Raw genomic sequence first — 15,607 nt, 5'->3', positions numbered from 1 at the left:
CTCCTTTGCACGACATGGGCGCAATTCTCGCGGCGCGCGGCACCTTGCAGCGCGCGCTCTCGTCCCGCACCGCCGTCTCTTCAGACAGCCAGCGTCGCTTCACATGGCTGGCTGCCTTCCTGCCGCTCATCATGCTTGCGGCGTGCGCCAGCGCTCCCGCCCCCCAATCGCCGCCTGCGGCGGGGCACACGGCATCAGCGCCGCCTCCCGCGCAGTACAACGTCAGCCGCTTCCCCATCGAGCATTACGATCAGGACGTCGATCACTGGATTCGGCCTGACGCCCCCGGTTACGATCAGCCGCTGCTTTCCGCGCAGGAACAGACCCGCCGGTTCGACGTATTCCGCGCTCGCTACTTCGGCACCGCACCGCGCGATCCGTCGCCGTGGAACGGCACATGGCTTTCTACGTCGCTCCTGAATGCGGGCGGCGCAGCGCAGCTCGCCGATTCGCAGGCACGTCGCGTTAGCCGCTTCGACAATAGCCGCCCCGGTATTCGCAAGACCTACGGTGAGAACTTCCAGCCGCATACGCAGGCGTGGATCCGCGCAATCGAGTCCAACATGGCGCTCGCGCAACTCGACGCCGATCACGCCAGTTGGCAATACGACCCGCGCCGCCGTGGCATCACCGTCGACAACGCGCTCGTGCGCCTGCTGCCGACGAACGATCCCGCGTTCTACGATTTCCGTGAAGCGGGCGAAGGCTATCCGTTCGACGCCTTGCAGGACTCCGCGCTGCGCCCCGGCACGCCGGTCTACACACTCGCGCGCAGTCAGGACGGCGCGTGGCTGCTCGTGTATTCGCCCGACCTCATCGGCTGGATCGACGCACGCACGGTGGCGTCCGTCGACGCGCGCTTCGTTGCCACCTGGCGTGACGCCGCACAGCGCAGTCTCGGTGCCATCGTGCGTGGCGATGCGACATTGAGCGACACGGTGCCGGGCACCACCACGGCCCTCTACCGGACGTTCGCCCCCATCGGCACGGTGTTGCCGCTTGTGCAGTCGCGCGACGGACGTCAGATGGCGATGTTCCCCATCGCCGACGCGCAGCGACAAGCGCAAGTCCGCATGGCTGCGCTCGATGCATCGGCCTTCGTGCGGATGCCGTGGACGCTGACGCCGCGTCATATGGCGCAGGTGATGAAGCAACAGATCGGACGTCCGTACGGATGGGGCAACACGCTCTTCTATAACGATTGCTCGGCCGAGACGCGCAGTCTGTTCGCGCCGTTCGGCGTGTGGCTACCGCGGCATTCGTCCGATCAGTTGCGTGCAGGTCGGCGCACCGATCTGCGCAATGCCGACATCGACACACGCCTGCGCACGCTCGCCGAGCGCGGTCGGCCGCTCATGACGCTGATCCACATCAACGGTCACATCATGTTGTATCTGGGCAATGCCGAGCGTGACGGCGTGAGCGTGCCGATGACGTATCAGAACGTGTGGGGATTATCGCCAGCAGATAACAGCCGTCGCAATGTCATTGGCGGATCGGTGATCCTGCCGTTGCTCAAGACCTATCCGGAAGACCCGGCGGTGCGTTCGCTCGCTGGCAAGCCGCTGTTCGAGATCAGCGTGATAGGCCTAATCGACGGTAGCGCATCGAACGAGTCGACGCCATCGCCCAGCGTCGACTCCCCGGAGGAGATGCCGCAGTGATCAGAAACGTTCGGCGCGGAACGGCGCGGGATCGACCACCAGCGTGTCGCCCGTCATCATCTCGGCGACGAGGCGTCCCGTCACTGGCCCGAGCGTAAGGCCGTGATGCGCGTGACCGAACGCGAACCACAGGTCGCGATGCCCCGGCGCGGGGCCGATGATCGGCTTCATGTCCGGTGTGCAGGGACGGCGTCCGAGCCACGGCACCGGATCGACGCGCTCGCCGAGCGGGAACGTCTCGCGCGCCAGCGGTTCGACGGCCGCCAGTTGCACCGGCGTGGGCGGCGTGTCGCGCAGGCCGAGCTCGACACCCGTCGTCAGACGAATGCCGCCCGTCATCGGCGTGATAAGAAAGCCGTACTCGGCATCGAGCACCGGTTGACTCAGCTTCGCATCCGGCTGGGCGCGATAGTGCATGTGATAACCGCGTTTGACGGCGAGCGGGAAGCGGTAGCCGAGCGCTCGGGTCACGGTGTCCGCCCACGGTCCTAATGCAACGACCGCGCGACGGCCTTCGATACGACCGACTTCGGTCTGCACCGACCAGTGCGGCTGCAATGTGGTCGCGTCGCCGGTAAAAATGCGCCCGCCGAGCGATTCGAAGTAACGCGCATAGGCGGCGACCAGCGCGCCGGGGTCGCTCACCGAATCGGACGCCGTATAACGCAATCCGCCCACCAACGTGTGCGTGAGCGATGGCTCGTCCGCACGCAATTGCGTCGCATCGAGACGCTCGAACGGCACGTCGTATTCGTTGCGCCAACGCTCGGCGTCACGTTGTGCAGCGTCCATCGCAGACGCCGTGCGAAACACTTTCACCCAACCGCCTTCACGCAGCAACGCCCCGGCGCGTGACGCCGCGATCAGGTCGCGATGCTCCGTCACGCAATGCGCAATCAGCGTGCTGTAGTCGCGCGCGATGGCCGCATGACGGGCGGGTTCCGAGTGATACCAGTAGCGCGCGAGAAAGGGCCCGACGGTCCCCATGGCGGACGGGTGATAACGCACGTCCGTGGAGCGATTGCGCGCGTAGCGCAGCAGCGTGCCGAGGTCGCGCGGAAATGCGTACGGATAGACGCCTTCGCGTTGAATCAGCCCGGCGTTGCCGAACGAGGTTTCGTTGCCGGGCGACTTGCGGTCGATGAGCGCGACCGACATGCCGCGTCGCTGCAAATGCACAGCCACGGAAACACCAACGATACCGGCACCGAGCACTAGGGCGTCGTACGTCATGAGCGGGTGTCCGACGAGCCGTCAGACCATCAGAGAAGGAGGGGGAGCGGGCTCATGCGCATCACACGACGCGCGAATGAGCCCGACATCCATGCGCTGCGCGCGCACGGACAGGTGACGAACGGCGGAATTACGCCAGCGCGGTCACGGCGATTTCGACTTCCAGGCCAGCACGCATGAGCGGCGATTGCACGCAGGCACGCGTCGGGGCGTGACCTTCGGGGACCCAGGCGTCCCACACGGCGTTGAATTCGGCGAAGTGCTTGGCGTCCGACAGCCAGATGTTCGCGGTCAGCAGACGCGACTTGTTCACACCCGCCTCAGTGAGCAGCGAATCGATGCGCGTGAGAATTTCGGTGGTTTGCTGCGTGACGGACACGTTGGCGGTGTCGGGGACCTGACCGGCCAGATACACGACGCCGTTGGCGATCACGATCTGGCTCATGCGAGCGTTGGTGTGCAGACGCTTGATTTCGTTCGACATAGGGGGGCACCGTAAAGAAAAAGGCGGGCCGGGAGTCGGCCCGGGTGCCGCTATCTTATACGACGCTTGCGGACTTCCCGCGTTGGGACGTCCATCTTCTCAGCGTTGCCTCATTGCCGGATCAACGCCATCGCGCAATCGAGCACCGTGCGCTTGAGATCGGCCATGCCTTCCGGGGGCAGGAACGGTCCCATCATGTGACGGTAAGAGACGGTCTTGCTGATGGCCGACGTCAGCATGAAGAACATCACGTCGGCGTCGGATACGGGACGATTCTGCGCCTTGAGCCAGTCGGCAACGAGCGGCACCATCGCGTCGCGATACGGACGCACGAGCCGCTGCGTGAGAATGTCGAGCCGCTCGCCTTCCTCGGTCGCCGCCGTCGAAAAGAACATACCGACGTCCGGGTTATCGAACACCGCTTCCACGAATACACGCACGGCCTTTTCGATTCGCTCGGACGCGTCGCCCGGCGCGTCGCGCAGGGCATGCGTTTCTTCGACCATTGCATGCGTGAGTGCCGCAATCTGATCGACAACCGCGACCCAAAGCGCTTCTTTCGAACCGAAATGGTGCGAAATCAACGCAGCATCGACCCCGGACGCTTCGGCGATCTGCCGCACGCTGCTCGCATAGAACCCTCGTTGCGCGAAGATGCGACGGGCGTTCAGAAGCAACGCGTCGGCACCATGCGTGCAGTCGCACGTAGGACGCCCACGCGTGCGTTTGCGGGGCGGTTCGGCTTGCGAAAGGGCTTTATCAGGAGTCATTGAGCGATGGGGTGGGACGGATTTCGCGACAGCAATACGCCAAGTCTACCCGACCCGAACGTACCTGCCTCCCCAGACACGTCCTATTTGACATGCCGGGTACACGCTCGCTATTATGCGCTTATTCATCACTTGTTGAATTGGACATTTCCCCCCCAAATGTCTCGCGCAAACCGAATCGTGATTGTCGGTGGCGGTATCGCCGGCTTGATGCTGGCAACTCGTCTGGGCAGAACGCTCGGCCGTGCCGGTGCTGTGCGCGTGACACTCGTCGACAGTCATCCCACCCATCTCTGGAAGCCGATGCTGCACACCGTTGCGGCAGGCACGTGCGACGTCGCGCACAGCCAGGTGGCGTACCTCTCGCATGCGTGCAGCAACGGTTTCACGTATCAGGCGGGACGCATGAGCGGTCTGGACCGCGAGCGCCGGGAGATTGTGCTGGAGGAAATGGAAGGCCACGACGGCAAGCGTTTGCTCAGCGAGCGCCGTGTGCCTTACGACGCGCTGGTGCTCGCGCTGGGCTCACAAGCGGACGACGCCTCGCTACCCGGTGTGCGTGACGTTTGTCACTTCATCGACAGCCAGCCGCAGGCGACGGCATTCAACGCTGCATTGCATTGCGAATCGCTGCGCAGCGCCGTGAACGACGATGCGTTGCGCATTGTCATCGCCGGTGGCGGCACCACAGGCGTTGCGCTGGCGGCAGAACTCAGCCGAACGTTCGCGATGGCGGCCGGTTACGGCGATCCGCAGATTTGCGAGCGGCTGAAGCTCACGCTGATCGAGCGCGGGCCGCGTCTGCTTGGCGCGTTTCCGCCCGACGTCTCCGCTTCGACGCAAGATCAACTCGAACAACTCGGTTTTCGTGTGCTGACGGATACGCGCGTCGTTTGCGCCGACCGTGACGGCTTTTACCGCGACGACGGCCAGCTCATTCCCGGCGATTTGCTGGTGTGGGCGGCGGGCGTGAAAGCGCCGGATTGTCTGCGCGGCATCGGTGGACTGACGACCAACGCAGCGAATCAGGTCGTCGTGCGCGCCACGTTGCAGACGGCACAGGACGAACGCATTTTCGCGCTGGGCGATTGTGCGTCGTTCACGTCGTCGGGCGTGGGGCAGGACGAGTATGCATTGCCGCCGACGGCACAGGTGGCAACGCAACAGGCGGCGCATCTCGGCCGTCATCTGGGCGCGTGGCTTGAAGGCCGCGCAATTCCGCCGTTCGCTTATCGCGACCCTGGCGCGTCGTTGTCGCTGTCTGGCTACAACGCGTCTGGCGCCCTCGGGCGATTCGGCTTTTTCAAAGGTGGCATCGTGCGCGGACGCTTTGCGCAGTGGAGCCACGCCATGTTGTACCGGCGTCATCAGCACGCGCTGCACGGGTTCGCCCGCGCGACGGTGTTGCTGGGCGCGGAAAAACTCGGCGGCCTTCGCGGGCCGCGCATCCGGCTGGCCTGAACATGCGAAGCGATCGAACCAATTGCCCGAACCGAAGCGGCAGCAGCCGCGCCTCTGGGACCGCAGCGTCCTCTTCTTCGTCGGTGTCCGCACCGATGTCTCGTGCCTCACGCTCGTCACGTGCATCGCGTGATCAGGGCGTGTGGCAGCACACCGTTGCCATGCTCGACGCCGAGCCGGTCGTCTGCCGACCGGTGATCCCGTACACGCGCCGCGCGCCTATCGTGCGCGTGCTGGAGATTTCCAGCGAGCTGACGATCACGGTGTCGTGGAACGACGCCACCGGCGGCAACTACGGCGCGCAGATCTGGCGCATCCGCAAGGCGCACCATCCGGGCGTATGCGCGTTGACGAACGAGACCATCGACGTGGGCGATTTCGTTTATCGCCCGTTGTTCGGCGACATCCCGCCGCTCAACGCCGATGCGATGATCTCCGCCGAAGCGATCCGCGTCATGCGCGAGGCCGAGAACCGCGAACCCGAACCGGCGCTGTAATCGCACGCCACACTTTCTACCGTTCATACCCGCGCGCTGAAAAGTAGTTCCCCCCTCCCCCTGTTTGATTTCAGCGTGTTGCCGCCCCTTGAGGGCGGTTTTTTTTCGTCTTTCCAAAATCAATCGGGAGTGCGGTTGAGGCCTTCGAGTCAAGGTCGGCGCTCACGCCTTGAATCCAAGGTTGGCCGTGGCGAATCTGGCGTCGACGGGCTGTCCCATCAGCACGGCTTCTCTGGCGCGGTTCACCTGCATGGCGACTACTGCGATATCAATCAAAGGGCGCCCGAACTTGTACCTGCGCGCCTCAAGAAATTGCAGGACTAGAGCAAGGTGCCAAATCGACGTACTCCCGGCATGGACTGGCGAAGGGAATGCAGCCCAATGCATAACCATGAGTTTCCGCAAATTTTGTCGTGTCACACCGACAAGATCGGCGGCGTCGGTCAGTCCAACAAAGTCCGGCCCCGCCTCAACGAGTTTCGCGGACGGAATCGCGCGATTTACATCGGAGATCGCGCTTAGCATCGCTTGTTCGGCAGATGTGGAATTACGGGTGAAATCAAGACACAAATGCCCGGCGAGTCCCATTCCTACCAGTGCATCGGTGCATCTCGCTTCGCCTAAACGCTCGATCAAATCATCCAGATCCGAATCCGCCGGATCTAATTTGTACGTCAATGTGAATTCGTATTTCATCGGGTATCTCGTTCAAGAAGCTTCACTCAAGAACTTGGCCGACTCCGTATCTTGCGGAGCTTCTAGATTCTTGGTTCTCACGCAGTTGTCGATTGCGCGCTTCAATTGATTGACGTGATCGTCAGCATCCTTCGGCGTACACCAAATACTGTTGATGCAGAATCGACCGTTGCGACAGGTGGAATCGTTGTCGGGGCAAAACAAGGACCCCCACGCGTGCCCCCTTCCGGGGCGTACCTTCACTGCCCAGCCACGCGCCTCGGCGTAGCAAATGGCTTTCTCTATATCCTTGTTGGAGTGTCTCGGGCGAATCATTGGCAACTGCGAAAGGTTAGTCAGGACGTCAACGGTTGTCAAACGACAACTTAGGCATTTTGAGAAATGCCGTCGAGCACGAACGTAAGTTCAACAGAGCGTTGCAACCGTTACAACGGTTACATGCAACCACCACAAACCCGATCCCCTTTGGGTTTACGCTTCGTCCACAGCTCACGGCGATGCAGAATGTACGCCCCGGTGAGCCCTCAACGGAGATGAGCGTCGATGACCAAACCCCATATCACCCTGTTTGCCGCCCTTGCGGCGACCGCCGCTATTAGCTGGATGGCTTTCAGTGCGCGCAGTTATGCCGCCGAGGCCGGTGCGCAAGTTCAGACGAATCCCCGGCAAGACGAGATCAAATCGCTCGTCGATAAGACCATCGCGCCGCTGATGACGCGTCAGGACATTCCCGGCATGGCCGTCGGCATCATCTTCGACGGGCAGTCCTATGTCTTCGATTACGGTGTCGCAGACAAGGCCGCCAACAAGCCCGTCACCGACGACACCCTGTTCGAGATCGGCTCCGTCAGCAAGACGTTCACCGCTACGCTCGCGACGTACGCGCAAGCCGCGGGCTCACTCTCCCTGACCGACAAAGTCAGCCGTCGCGCCCCCGAGTTCGCGGGCACGCCGTTCGGCGACGTCAAACTGCTGAATCTCGGCACGCACACCACCGGCGGCATGCCGCAACAAGTGCCGGACAACGTCACCAACATCGAGGAGATGACGCAATACCTCAAAGCGTGGAAGCCCGCCCAGCCGACCGGCACCGCGCGCACGTACTCGAACATCAGCATCGGCGCGCTCGGCTGGATTACCGCTCGGGCCATGCACGGCGATTTCGCCACGCTCATGTCGGATCACGTCTTCAAGCCGCTCGACCTGAAGCACACCTTCATCAAGGTGCCGGAAGATCAGCAAGCAAACTACGCGTGGGGATATAAGAACGGCAAGCCGATTCGCGTCTCGCCCGGTGTGTTCGAGCAGGAGGCATACGGTGTGAAGACAACCGCCTCCGACCTGTTGCGCTTCGTCAACGCCAACCTCGGCGAGGCGGTCTATGACCGGCGTCTGCGTCACGCGATCTACGCGACGCGCACAAGTTACTTCTTCGATGCGCCGATGACGCAAGACCTCGCGTGGGAACAGTATCCGTATCCCGTCACGATCGAAGCGCTGATCGAGGGCAACTCCACGCGGATGTCGACGGAATCGACCCCTGCGCGCGAACTCACGCCACCGATGGCACCGGCGCCGGTGTCGTGGGTCAACAAGACGGGATCGACGAGCGGGTTCGGCACGTATGTGGCCTTCGTCCCGTCGAAGCAGATGGCGATCGTGTTACTCGCCAACAAGAATTACCCGATGGAAGAACGGCTGCGCGCCGCCCATCAGATTCTGACGACGCTCGACGGCAGCCGTCCCGCACCGGCAGCACCTGCGAAGTAATCGCGCAGCTCGGTTAGGTCGCGCGCCAACCCGCCGCGCGCGACCGGTACATCACTTCCCAAACACCGTCTCAAACGCCGCAGCGAGATCATCGATCAGATCCTGCGGATCTTCCAGACCGATGTGCAGACGGACGATGGGACCGGCATGTGACCAGTCTTCGCACGTGCGGGTGCCGACCACGTTCGATACCGTCGCCAGACTCTCAAAGCCGCCCCACGACGCACCGATGCCGAAAAGCTTCAGCGAATCGACGAAGCGGTCCGCCTGCACGGGCGTCGCGTTGGCAAACTCGAACGACACCAGCCCGTTCGTGCCCAGACAATCCCGACGCCACAACGCGTGCCCCGGGTCCGTCGGCAGTGCCAGACAGAACACACGCGCGACATCGGGCAATCCATCCAGCCAATGCACCACCTCCAGCGCATTGCGCTCGTGCATCGCCAGACGCGCCGCCAACGTACGCGTGCCACGCAACACCAGATAAGCATCGTCGGGACTCACGGCCACGCCTTGCGCGTCGGCCATCGTCGAGAGCGTCTGCCAGACTTCCTGTGTCGTGGTGACAGTGCCCATCATCACGTCGGAATGGCCGCTCAGGTACTTCGTCGCGGCCATCACGGAGATGTCCGCTCCGAGCATCAGCGGTCGGCATTGCACGCCCGATCCCCACGTGTTGTCCGCAACGAGCAGCGCCCCGTGGCGATGCGCCAGATCGGCCAGCGCCGGAATGTCGCACATCTCGTAGACGAGCGAGCCGGGGGCTTCCACGTAGATCATCTTCGTGCGCGCGGTCATGTGCTCGGCGGCGTCGCTACCGTCCGCACGAAAGAACGTGACGTGCACACCCCACGGCTTGAGGAACGTCTCGACGAAATGGCGCACCGGTTGATACACGCAATCCGCGATCAACACATGGTCGCCGGGACGCACATAGGCAAGAAACACCATCGAGATCGCCGCCAGCCCCGTCGGGAACAGTCGCGCACGATATCCGCCCTCCAGCCCGGCGACGACATCTTCGAGCGCGAAGCCCGTCGGGTTGCCACGCGCGCCGTACGTGAACATGCGCTCGGTGCCACGACGACGACGCGCATCGTTCAGGTCATCCATCGATTCGAACAGCACCGTGGACGCACGCACCACAGGCGGGTTGACGGCACGACCACCAATGACGGCAGTATCCATACCGCCCTTAACAAGGCGCGTTGCAACGCGACCCGAGCGGCCATGCTGCGGCGCATCGTGTTCAGCGCAAGGCGTGGACGAATCAGGCGAGGAAGACGGGGGGGATTGTCGGGACATGGTCTGGCTTAGAGAGAGCGGTTCGGACGGTTCAGGTCAAGCAGCACTGGCGCGCAGGACCGGGGCGGTCACCTGCGCGCCGAAAGTCACAGCTTACTTGGCGACGGCGGCGTCACCAATACGGAAAGCACCGCGCTCATGCTCGTCCAGTTGCGCGAGCAGGCCGGTTTCCCACGCCAGATACTGACGCGCAGCCGCTTTGTTGCCATCGTGACGGTCATGCACGAAGAACAGGTAGTCGATGCAATCGGCGTCCGGCGGCGAGTCTGGCGTCGCTTCGACAGGCAGTCCGGCAGCAGCCCATGCCTTGAACCCACCCGCAAGCAACGAGAACGTGCGCGAATCCTGCGCGTTTTCACGACGCCAATCCGCCGCGAACAACTCGGCCACCCCGCGCTCGTCGGCGATCAGCACCACATTGCCGGACGCGGGCAGCTTCGGCAGACGCGGACGAATCGCCCATCGCGCACCCGTCGCGTGCTCACGGCGGAAGCTCATGCTCGGACGCACGTCGATCACCGTCGCGCTGCCATCGGCCAGTGCCGTCTTCAGCGTCGCGACGTCGATCTCCGGCAGCGTCGTCTCAACACCCGGCGTCGGCGCAGCCAGCGATGCCCCGCTGTTAAGACCGTCGCGCAACACGTAAGCATCGTGACCCAGCTGACGCAACCAGCTCGCGACGATGGGTGCGCGCACGCCGTCGTTGTCGAACAGCACCACGCGCGCATGACGCACACCCACGTACTGATCCGTCGCCTGAATCAATTGGCCACCCGGCGTATGCTGCGCCCCCGGCAGCGTGCCTGCGGCATATTCCTCGGGGGTGCGCACGTCGCACAGGAACAGCGTGCGCGACGTATCCTTCGCCCATTGTGCGAACGTCGACGCATCGACTTCGGGCACGGCGAAGCGCTCGGCGAGCGCACCGCTGGCTTCACGCATTTGCGTGACGCTGGCCGGCGACACGGCGTCGGGATAACGACGCGTGCTGCCATGCTCCAGCGGGAGGTCTTCCAGATACCAGCCCTGCGTGCCGTTCTCCAGCGCCATCACCGGATTGGGGATGCCGAGGTTGATGAGCGTCTGCGCGCCGATGATGCTGCGCGTACGACCCGCGCAATTCACGACGATGGGCGTGGTCGTATCCGGCACCAGATCGCGAATGCGATAACCCAGTTCGCCGTTCGGGCAGCAGATGGACGACGGAATCGTCATCTTCAGATATTCGTTGACGGGACGTCCGTCGAGAATCACCACGTTGTCGCCGCGCTCACGCATGGCCGCCAACTCGCGCGCCGTGACACGCGGCGTGTGATACGCCATCTCGACGAGTTCGCCGAACGTCTTCGACGGCACGTTCACCCCGGCGAACAGCGTAAAACCCGCCGCTTGCCACGCTTGCGTGCCGCCTTCCAGTACGTACACATCCGAATAACCCAGCGCATCGAGACGCTGCGCCGCCAGCACCGCCACGCTTTGGTCGGTGTCGTAGACGACGATGCGTGCGTCGCGACGCGGCGCCAGACGCACGATGTCGAGTTCAAGACGACTGTAGGGCAGCGTCACGCCGTAGAAGAGATGCGCTTCGCCGTACTGGCCGTGCTCGCGCACGTCGAACACGGCGATCTCGGTGCCGTCGTGCAGCCAGTCCTTGAGCAGGGCTGGCGACACAAAATGAGGGGTGAACGAAGTCATAGCCGGTGTCGTAACGTTAGGTCGTTGATCAATTTCGCCTGCCGCATGTCAGCGCGCGCGAAGGCACGCGAAAACGTAGGCATGAGCAGGCCCGCACCGCTCGTGCCAGTGGCATGGGCGGTGTGCTTCGGGTGACGCGAACAGAGTCGCGCCGTCGGTGAGTCTTGTCGCTTGCCGTCGGCGATACGTGTGCCGACGGTCAGTGCTGCATCAAGAGGTCAGGAGGTCAAGAGGTGACGAAGCCAGGGAATCAGCGGCGCGTCTTCACGCCGATGTCCATCACCTGGTACGTGCCCTTGGCGAGATCGAACGTGATGCGTTCGGTCAGCGTCTCCAGCGCACGGCCGTACATGTGCAGATGGCGGATCGGCGCGTCGCCCTGAATCTCGACCGCGTGAATGTCGTCCGACGCCAGCGCAATGCCGTGGCCCGGGTCGACCACGACGGTGTCGCTCACTTCGAGCGTGCCGACGCCGGGCGTCTTGCCGTCGTCGGTACGGCGATAGACGTAGTTGTATTCCACGCCATCGACCGCCGCGATGCACGCCCACGTCGTGTGGTTGTGCGGCGTGATCTTCTTGCCCGGACGCATGACGTTCAGATACAGAGCGTAGGTCTTGTCGGCATCTTCATGAATCAGATAGCGCGCTTGCAGCTCGCCGTCGGTCGGCGGCGGGAAGTCGGCTTCGCTCCAGAGCGCGGTGCGTGCGGCGAGCGCCTTGACCTGTTCGAGCACTTCGGCCAGTGCGGGACGCGTCTCGCCCGCCGGGGCCAGCGCGGCCTTCATGGCGGCAATGGCGTCGCTCACAGCGGCCTGACGTTGTTCGGGAAGTTGAGTCGTGGACATGATGAAAGTCTTCTCCGTAGTGCTTTGCTTTGTTATGTGAGGGGACGCGATCAGGCAGGCACCGCATCGCGCGGCACGCTGATCATCGGCGACGGCCGCAGCACGTCTTGCAGGAATCTCTGCGCACGCGCGTGCTTCGGCTGACTGAAGAACTCCGACGGCGGTGCGTCTTCGAGCAACTGGCCCTGATCCATGAACCACACGCGGCTCGACACGTCGCGTGCGAAGCCCATTTCGTGCGTGACGATCATCATCGTGAGGCCTTCGTCCGCGAGCGAGCGCATGACTTGCAGCACTTCCTGCACCATCTCCGGATCGAGCGCGCTCGTCGGTTCGTCGAACAGCATGAGCGGCGGCTTCATCGCCAGCGCTCGCGCAATGGCCACGCGCTGCTGCTGGCCGCCCGAGAGGTTCGCGGGCATCGCGTCAATCTTGTGGGCGAGGCCCACTTTCGTGAGCAGCGCTTCGGCCTGCGCGACCGCTTCGTCGCGCGACATGCCGAGCACCTTCGTCGGCCCCAGGATCAGGTTCTGTCGCACCGACAGGTTCTGAAACAGGTTGAAACTCTGGAAGACGAAGCCGATGCGTGCGCGCAACTGATTGATCTTCATGTCGCGGGCATTGACGTCCTTGCCCTCGAAGAGAATGCGTCCCTTCTGGATGGCTTCGAGTCGTGTCACCGTGCGAATCAGCGTCGACTTGCCGGAGCCGGACGGGCCACAAACCACAACGACTTCGCCGCGCCCGATGGTCGCGTCGATGCCCTTGAGCACATGATGTTCGCCGTAGAACTTGTCGACTTTTTCGAATGCGAGCATGGTCATGATCGCGCTCTCCTTCTTAAACCGTCTTGAATCCTGCGCTTACGCCAGTCCCGCACGCTGGCGGGCGATACGTCGCTCCAGCCAGCCTGCGAATCGGGAAATGGCGAAACACAACACAAAATAGAACGCTGCGAGCACGAGGAATGTTTGCAGCGGCTTGGTCAGCGTGATCGTATTGACCTGCGCCGCCGAGTACGTCAGTTCCGGCACACCGATCACGTAGGCGAGGGACGTCGCCTTGATGATCGACACGAACTGGTTGACGATGGACGGCAGCATATTCGCGAGCGCCTGCGGCAGTTGCACGTAACGCATGCTTTGCAGCCACGACAGGCCGTTCGAGCGCGCGGCTTCCATCTGTCCGCGCGGCAGCCCTTCGAGACCTGCGCGCACGATCTGCGACAGGAACGCGCTTTCGTAGACGATGATCGCGCACACGGCCGTAGTGAACGCCGAGACCTCGGCGCCCACCAGCAACGGCACCGCGAAGTACGCCCAGAAGATGATCATCAGCAACGGAATGCCACGCACGAAGCGTGTCCAGATACCGGCGAGGCGTCGCATCCAGCGCCACGGCGAGACCTGCGCCAGACCGATCACCACCGAAATCGGAAACGAAATCACCAAACCCAGCGCCGACAGAATCAGCGTGATTGCCACACCGCCGAGCGGTCCGTTGGGCCAGCTGCCGACGAGGAACAGTGCGAGATAGTCGTGAAGAATCTCGAACATCGTCAGACTCCCGAGGGCGCCGTGCGGCGCTTGGAGAAGTGCTCGGAGAGCGCCATGAGCGCGAGCGTGCCGATCAGATACAGAATCGTGGCCACCAGAAACACGTCGAAGGTACGGAACGTCAGGTTGTCGATCTGACGCGTGCGATACAGCAACTCATGCACACCGATCGCCATCGCGAGCGAGCTATTCTTGAAGAGCAGCAACGACTGGTTGAGCAACGCAGGCAGCGCCACGCGAATGCCTTGCGGCAGGATCACGTAGCGGAACGACTGCAAGTACGTGAGACCGATGGACCACGCGGCTTCCTGCTGCGTATGCGGAATCGCACGCAGGCCCGAGCGCAGGTCTTCCGAGATGAACGCACCGGCGTTGAGCGCCAGCGCGACCGTCGCGAAGAAGAACTCGGTGTTGCCCGCGTTGATCCAGTCGCGCAGACCGTCCGGCAGCAATTGCGGCACGCCGAAGTACCAGACGAGAATCTGCACCAGCACCGGCACGTTGCGGTGATACTCCACCACCACGATCACGAAGCCCTTGAAGAGCTTCACCGGCAGGGCGCGCAACGTCGTGAGCACGATGCCCACGACGATGGCCAGCATTCCCGAGACCACGAACAGCTTGAGCGTGGTCAGTACGCCGTCGCGAAACAGCTTCAGGTAACCGTCTTCAAGCAGAAACGAGAGATCGAACATTGTGCGACGTCTCGCTCACTGCACCTTGATCGGCTCGACCTTGTAGTCGCGCGTGAACTTGTACACGGACTTGCTGCCGAGCCATTTCTCGAAGCTGTCCTGCAAGCCGTTCGTCTTGTCGTAGTCGACCAGAATCTTGTTCACGGCGTCACGCAGCGCCGGCTCGCCCTTGTTCATCACCACGCCCCAGCGCTCTTCGAACACCGGCTTGGTCAGCAGACGGTATTGCTGTCCGCCCTTGGCTGCCGCTTCGTTGGCGAAGCGCGCAAGGATCAGTTGTCCGGCCACCAGCCCTTCGACCTTGCCTTGTTGCAGCGCGAGGAACGCCGACGAGATGTCGTGGAACGTCAGCAGATTCGAGTCGGGCAGGCGCGTCACCGACACCGCCGCCGAGCTGGAGCCTTCCGAGGCGGCGATCTTCTTGCCCGAGAGCTGATCGAGTGTCTGCACCGGCGAGTCGGCGCGCACCAACACGCGAATCGGGGCGACGAAGTACTGATCGCTGAAGTCGACCTGCGCGGCGCGGGCAGGCATCCAGGCGACGGCAGCGGCAAGCACATCGACGCGACGCGTCTTGAGTTCGGGGATACGGGCGTCGGTCGACAGGGCGCGGTGTTCGAGCTTCACACCGAGGCCTTTCGCGAGCGCGGTGCACACGTCGACGTCGAAACCGACGATCTTGCGCGTGGCGGCATCGGGGAAGGCGTACGGTTCGCTGGCGTTTTGCGTGCCGCAAACGAGCGTGCCGCGCGCCTTGATGTCAGCCAACTGGTCGGCGTGTGCCAGGTTCGTGATGCCCGTCATGGCGAGTGTTGCGAACAGCGCGCCAGCAAGGTGTCGTTGCCACATGATCCTGAGTCTCCTTGGGTTTGACCGAAGGGTGTCGATTCATTGTCGTATGCGCGAAAGCAAATGACGCGAATCGATTAGCGGG

The 15,607-nt window shown here is 63.1% G+C and carries 15 protein-coding genes; 4 read left to right on the top strand and 11 right to left on the bottom strand.

Annotation, left to right across the window (positions count from 1 at the left end):
• Window positions 1-14: 14 nt before the first annotated feature.
• Window positions 15-1,664, top strand: coding sequence for a C40 family peptidase (locus PCO31010_RS07960; protein WP_150663784.1), 1,650 nt, complete (start codon window positions 15-17; stop codon window positions 1,662-1,664).
• Here PCO31010_RS07960 and PCO31010_RS07955 read toward each other — a convergent pair whose 3' ends face one another.
• From PCO31010_RS07955 to PCO31010_RS07945, 3 genes are all read right to left on the bottom strand, one after another.
• Entirely contained in the window at window positions 1,665-2,897 is a 1,233-nt protein-coding gene (locus PCO31010_RS07955) for an NAD(P)/FAD-dependent oxidoreductase (protein WP_150663783.1), read from the bottom strand.
• Between the two features lie 130 nt (window positions 2,898-3,027).
• Window positions 3,028-3,381 (bottom strand): RidA family protein, encoded by a 354-nt coding sequence (locus PCO31010_RS07950; protein WP_150663782.1) that lies wholly within the window; start codon window positions 3,379-3,381, stop codon window positions 3,028-3,030.
• A gap of 110 nt (window positions 3,382-3,491) precedes the next feature.
• The gene (locus tag PCO31010_RS07945; protein WP_150663781.1) at window positions 3,492-4,151 is read right to left on the bottom strand and encodes a TetR/AcrR family transcriptional regulator; all 660 of its coding nucleotides are present in this window, start codon (window positions 4,149-4,151) and stop codon (window positions 3,492-3,494) included.
• Between the two features lie 159 nt (window positions 4,152-4,310).
• Here PCO31010_RS07945 and PCO31010_RS07940 point away from each other — a divergent pair, with 159 nt between their 5' ends.
• Together PCO31010_RS07940 and PCO31010_RS07935 are read left to right on the top strand one after the other, a co-directional pair.
• Window positions 4,311-5,612 carry an NAD(P)/FAD-dependent oxidoreductase gene (locus PCO31010_RS07940; protein WP_150663780.1) on the top strand — a complete coding sequence of 434 codons (1,302 nt, stop codon included), beginning with the start codon at window positions 4,311-4,313 and terminating at the stop codon, window positions 5,610-5,612.
• A 95-nt stretch (window positions 5,613-5,707) separates the two neighbouring features.
• Window positions 5,708-6,109 (top strand): DUF3331 domain-containing protein, encoded by a 402-nt coding sequence (locus tag PCO31010_RS07935; protein ID WP_174984488.1) that lies wholly within the window; start codon window positions 5,708-5,710, stop codon window positions 6,107-6,109.
• A gap of 162 nt (window positions 6,110-6,271) precedes the next feature.
• On the opposite strand, the gene PCO31010_RS07930 is transcribed toward PCO31010_RS07935, so the two are convergent.
• The gene (locus PCO31010_RS07930; RefSeq protein WP_150663778.1) at window positions 6,272-6,805 is read right to left on the bottom strand and encodes a DNA-binding protein; all 534 of its coding nucleotides are present in this window, start codon (window positions 6,803-6,805) and stop codon (window positions 6,272-6,274) included.
• Window positions 6,806-7,348: 543 nt separating this feature from the next.
• Here PCO31010_RS07930 and blaPNC point away from each other — a divergent pair.
• Window positions 7,349-8,575 carry a PNC family class C beta-lactamase gene (blaPNC, locus tag PCO31010_RS07920; protein ID WP_150663777.1) on the top strand — a complete coding sequence of 409 codons (1,227 nt, stop codon included), beginning with the start codon at window positions 7,349-7,351 and terminating at the stop codon, window positions 8,573-8,575.
• A gap of 51 nt (window positions 8,576-8,626) precedes the next feature.
• Here blaPNC and metC read toward each other — a convergent pair whose 3' ends face one another.
• The 7 genes from metC to PCO31010_RS07885 form a co-directional block, all read right to left on the bottom strand.
• Entirely contained in the window at window positions 8,627-9,880 is a 1,254-nt protein-coding gene (gene metC, locus PCO31010_RS07915) for a cystathionine beta-lyase (RefSeq protein ID WP_150663776.1), read from the bottom strand.
• 93 nt (window positions 9,881-9,973) lie between these two features.
• Window positions 9,974-11,575, bottom strand: a complete 1,602-nt coding sequence (locus PCO31010_RS07910) for a rhodanese-like domain-containing protein (protein ID WP_150663775.1) — start codon at window positions 11,573-11,575, stop codon at window positions 9,974-9,976.
• 250 nt (window positions 11,576-11,825) lie between these two features.
• A complete protein-coding gene (locus PCO31010_RS07905) occupies window positions 11,826-12,422 on the bottom strand; it encodes a cysteine dioxygenase family protein (RefSeq protein WP_039394382.1) in 597 nt (198 codons plus the stop codon).
• 50 nt (window positions 12,423-12,472) lie between these two features.
• Window positions 12,473-13,240, bottom strand: a complete 768-nt coding sequence (locus PCO31010_RS07900) for an amino acid ABC transporter ATP-binding protein (protein WP_174984595.1) — start codon at window positions 13,238-13,240, stop codon at window positions 12,473-12,475.
• A 45-nt stretch (window positions 13,241-13,285) separates the two neighbouring features.
• Window positions 13,286-13,978 (bottom strand): amino acid ABC transporter permease, encoded by a 693-nt coding sequence (locus tag PCO31010_RS07895; RefSeq protein ID WP_150663773.1) that lies wholly within the window; start codon window positions 13,976-13,978, stop codon window positions 13,286-13,288.
• Between the two features lie 2 nt (window positions 13,979-13,980).
• Entirely contained in the window at window positions 13,981-14,673 is a 693-nt protein-coding gene (locus PCO31010_RS07890; RefSeq protein ID WP_150663772.1) for an amino acid ABC transporter permease, read from the bottom strand.
• Window positions 14,674-14,688: 15 nt separating this feature from the next.
• A complete protein-coding gene (locus tag PCO31010_RS07885; protein ID WP_150663771.1) occupies window positions 14,689-15,522 on the bottom strand; it encodes a transporter substrate-binding domain-containing protein in 834 nt (277 codons plus the stop codon).
• Window positions 15,523-15,607 lie beyond the last annotated feature (85 nt).

The organism is Pandoraea commovens, from assembly GCF_902459615.1.
In the GTDB taxonomy this organism is placed as follows: Bacteria; Pseudomonadota; Gammaproteobacteria; order Burkholderiales; family Burkholderiaceae; genus Pandoraea; species Pandoraea commovens.
The sequence above is the reverse complement of the archived record's forward strand: the minus strand, read 5'-3'. Positions and strand labels throughout refer to the sequence as shown.

Coding starts and splice junctions, on each gene's coding strand:
- PCO31010_RS07900 (WP_174984595.1), bottom strand. CDS start 13,240: ATGCTCGCATTCGAAAAAGTCGACAAGTTCTACGGCGAACATCATGTG.
- metC (WP_150663776.1), bottom strand. CDS start 9,880: ATGTCCCGACAATCCCCCCCGTCTTCCTCGCCTGATTCGTCCACGCCT.
- blaPNC (WP_150663777.1), top strand. CDS start 7,349: ATGACCAAACCCCATATCACCCTGTTTGCCGCCCTTGCGGCGACCGCC.
- PCO31010_RS07910 (WP_150663775.1), bottom strand. CDS start 11,575: ATGACTTCGTTCACCCCTCATTTTGTGTCGCCAGCCCTGCTCAAGGAC.
- PCO31010_RS07940 (WP_150663780.1), top strand. CDS start 4,311: ATGTCTCGCGCAAACCGAATCGTGATTGTCGGTGGCGGTATCGCCGGC.
- PCO31010_RS07955 (WP_150663783.1), bottom strand. CDS start 2,897: ATGACGTACGACGCCCTAGTGCTCGGTGCCGGTATCGTTGGTGTTTCC.
- PCO31010_RS07885 (WP_150663771.1), bottom strand. CDS start 15,522: ATGTGGCAACGACACCTTGCTGGCGCGCTGTTCGCAACACTCGCCATG.
- PCO31010_RS07895 (WP_150663773.1), bottom strand. CDS start 13,978: ATGTTCGAGATTCTTCACGACTATCTCGCACTGTTCCTCGTCGGCAGC.
- PCO31010_RS07935 (WP_174984488.1), top strand. CDS start 5,708: ATGTCTCGTGCCTCACGCTCGTCACGTGCATCGCGTGATCAGGGCGTG.
- PCO31010_RS07950 (WP_150663782.1), bottom strand. CDS start 3,381: ATGTCGAACGAAATCAAGCGTCTGCACACCAACGCTCGCATGAGCCAG.
- PCO31010_RS07930 (WP_150663778.1), bottom strand. CDS start 6,805: ATGAAATACGAATTCACATTGACGTACAAATTAGATCCGGCGGATTCG.
- PCO31010_RS07960 (WP_150663784.1), top strand. CDS start 15: ATGGGCGCAATTCTCGCGGCGCGCGGCACCTTGCAGCGCGCGCTCTCG.
- PCO31010_RS07890 (WP_150663772.1), bottom strand. CDS start 14,673: ATGTTCGATCTCTCGTTTCTGCTTGAAGACGGTTACCTGAAGCTGTTT.
- PCO31010_RS07905 (WP_039394382.1), bottom strand. CDS start 12,422: ATGTCCACGACTCAACTTCCCGAACAACGTCAGGCCGCTGTGAGCGAC.
- PCO31010_RS07945 (WP_150663781.1), bottom strand. CDS start 4,151: ATGACTCCTGATAAAGCCCTTTCGCAAGCCGAACCGCCCCGCAAACGC.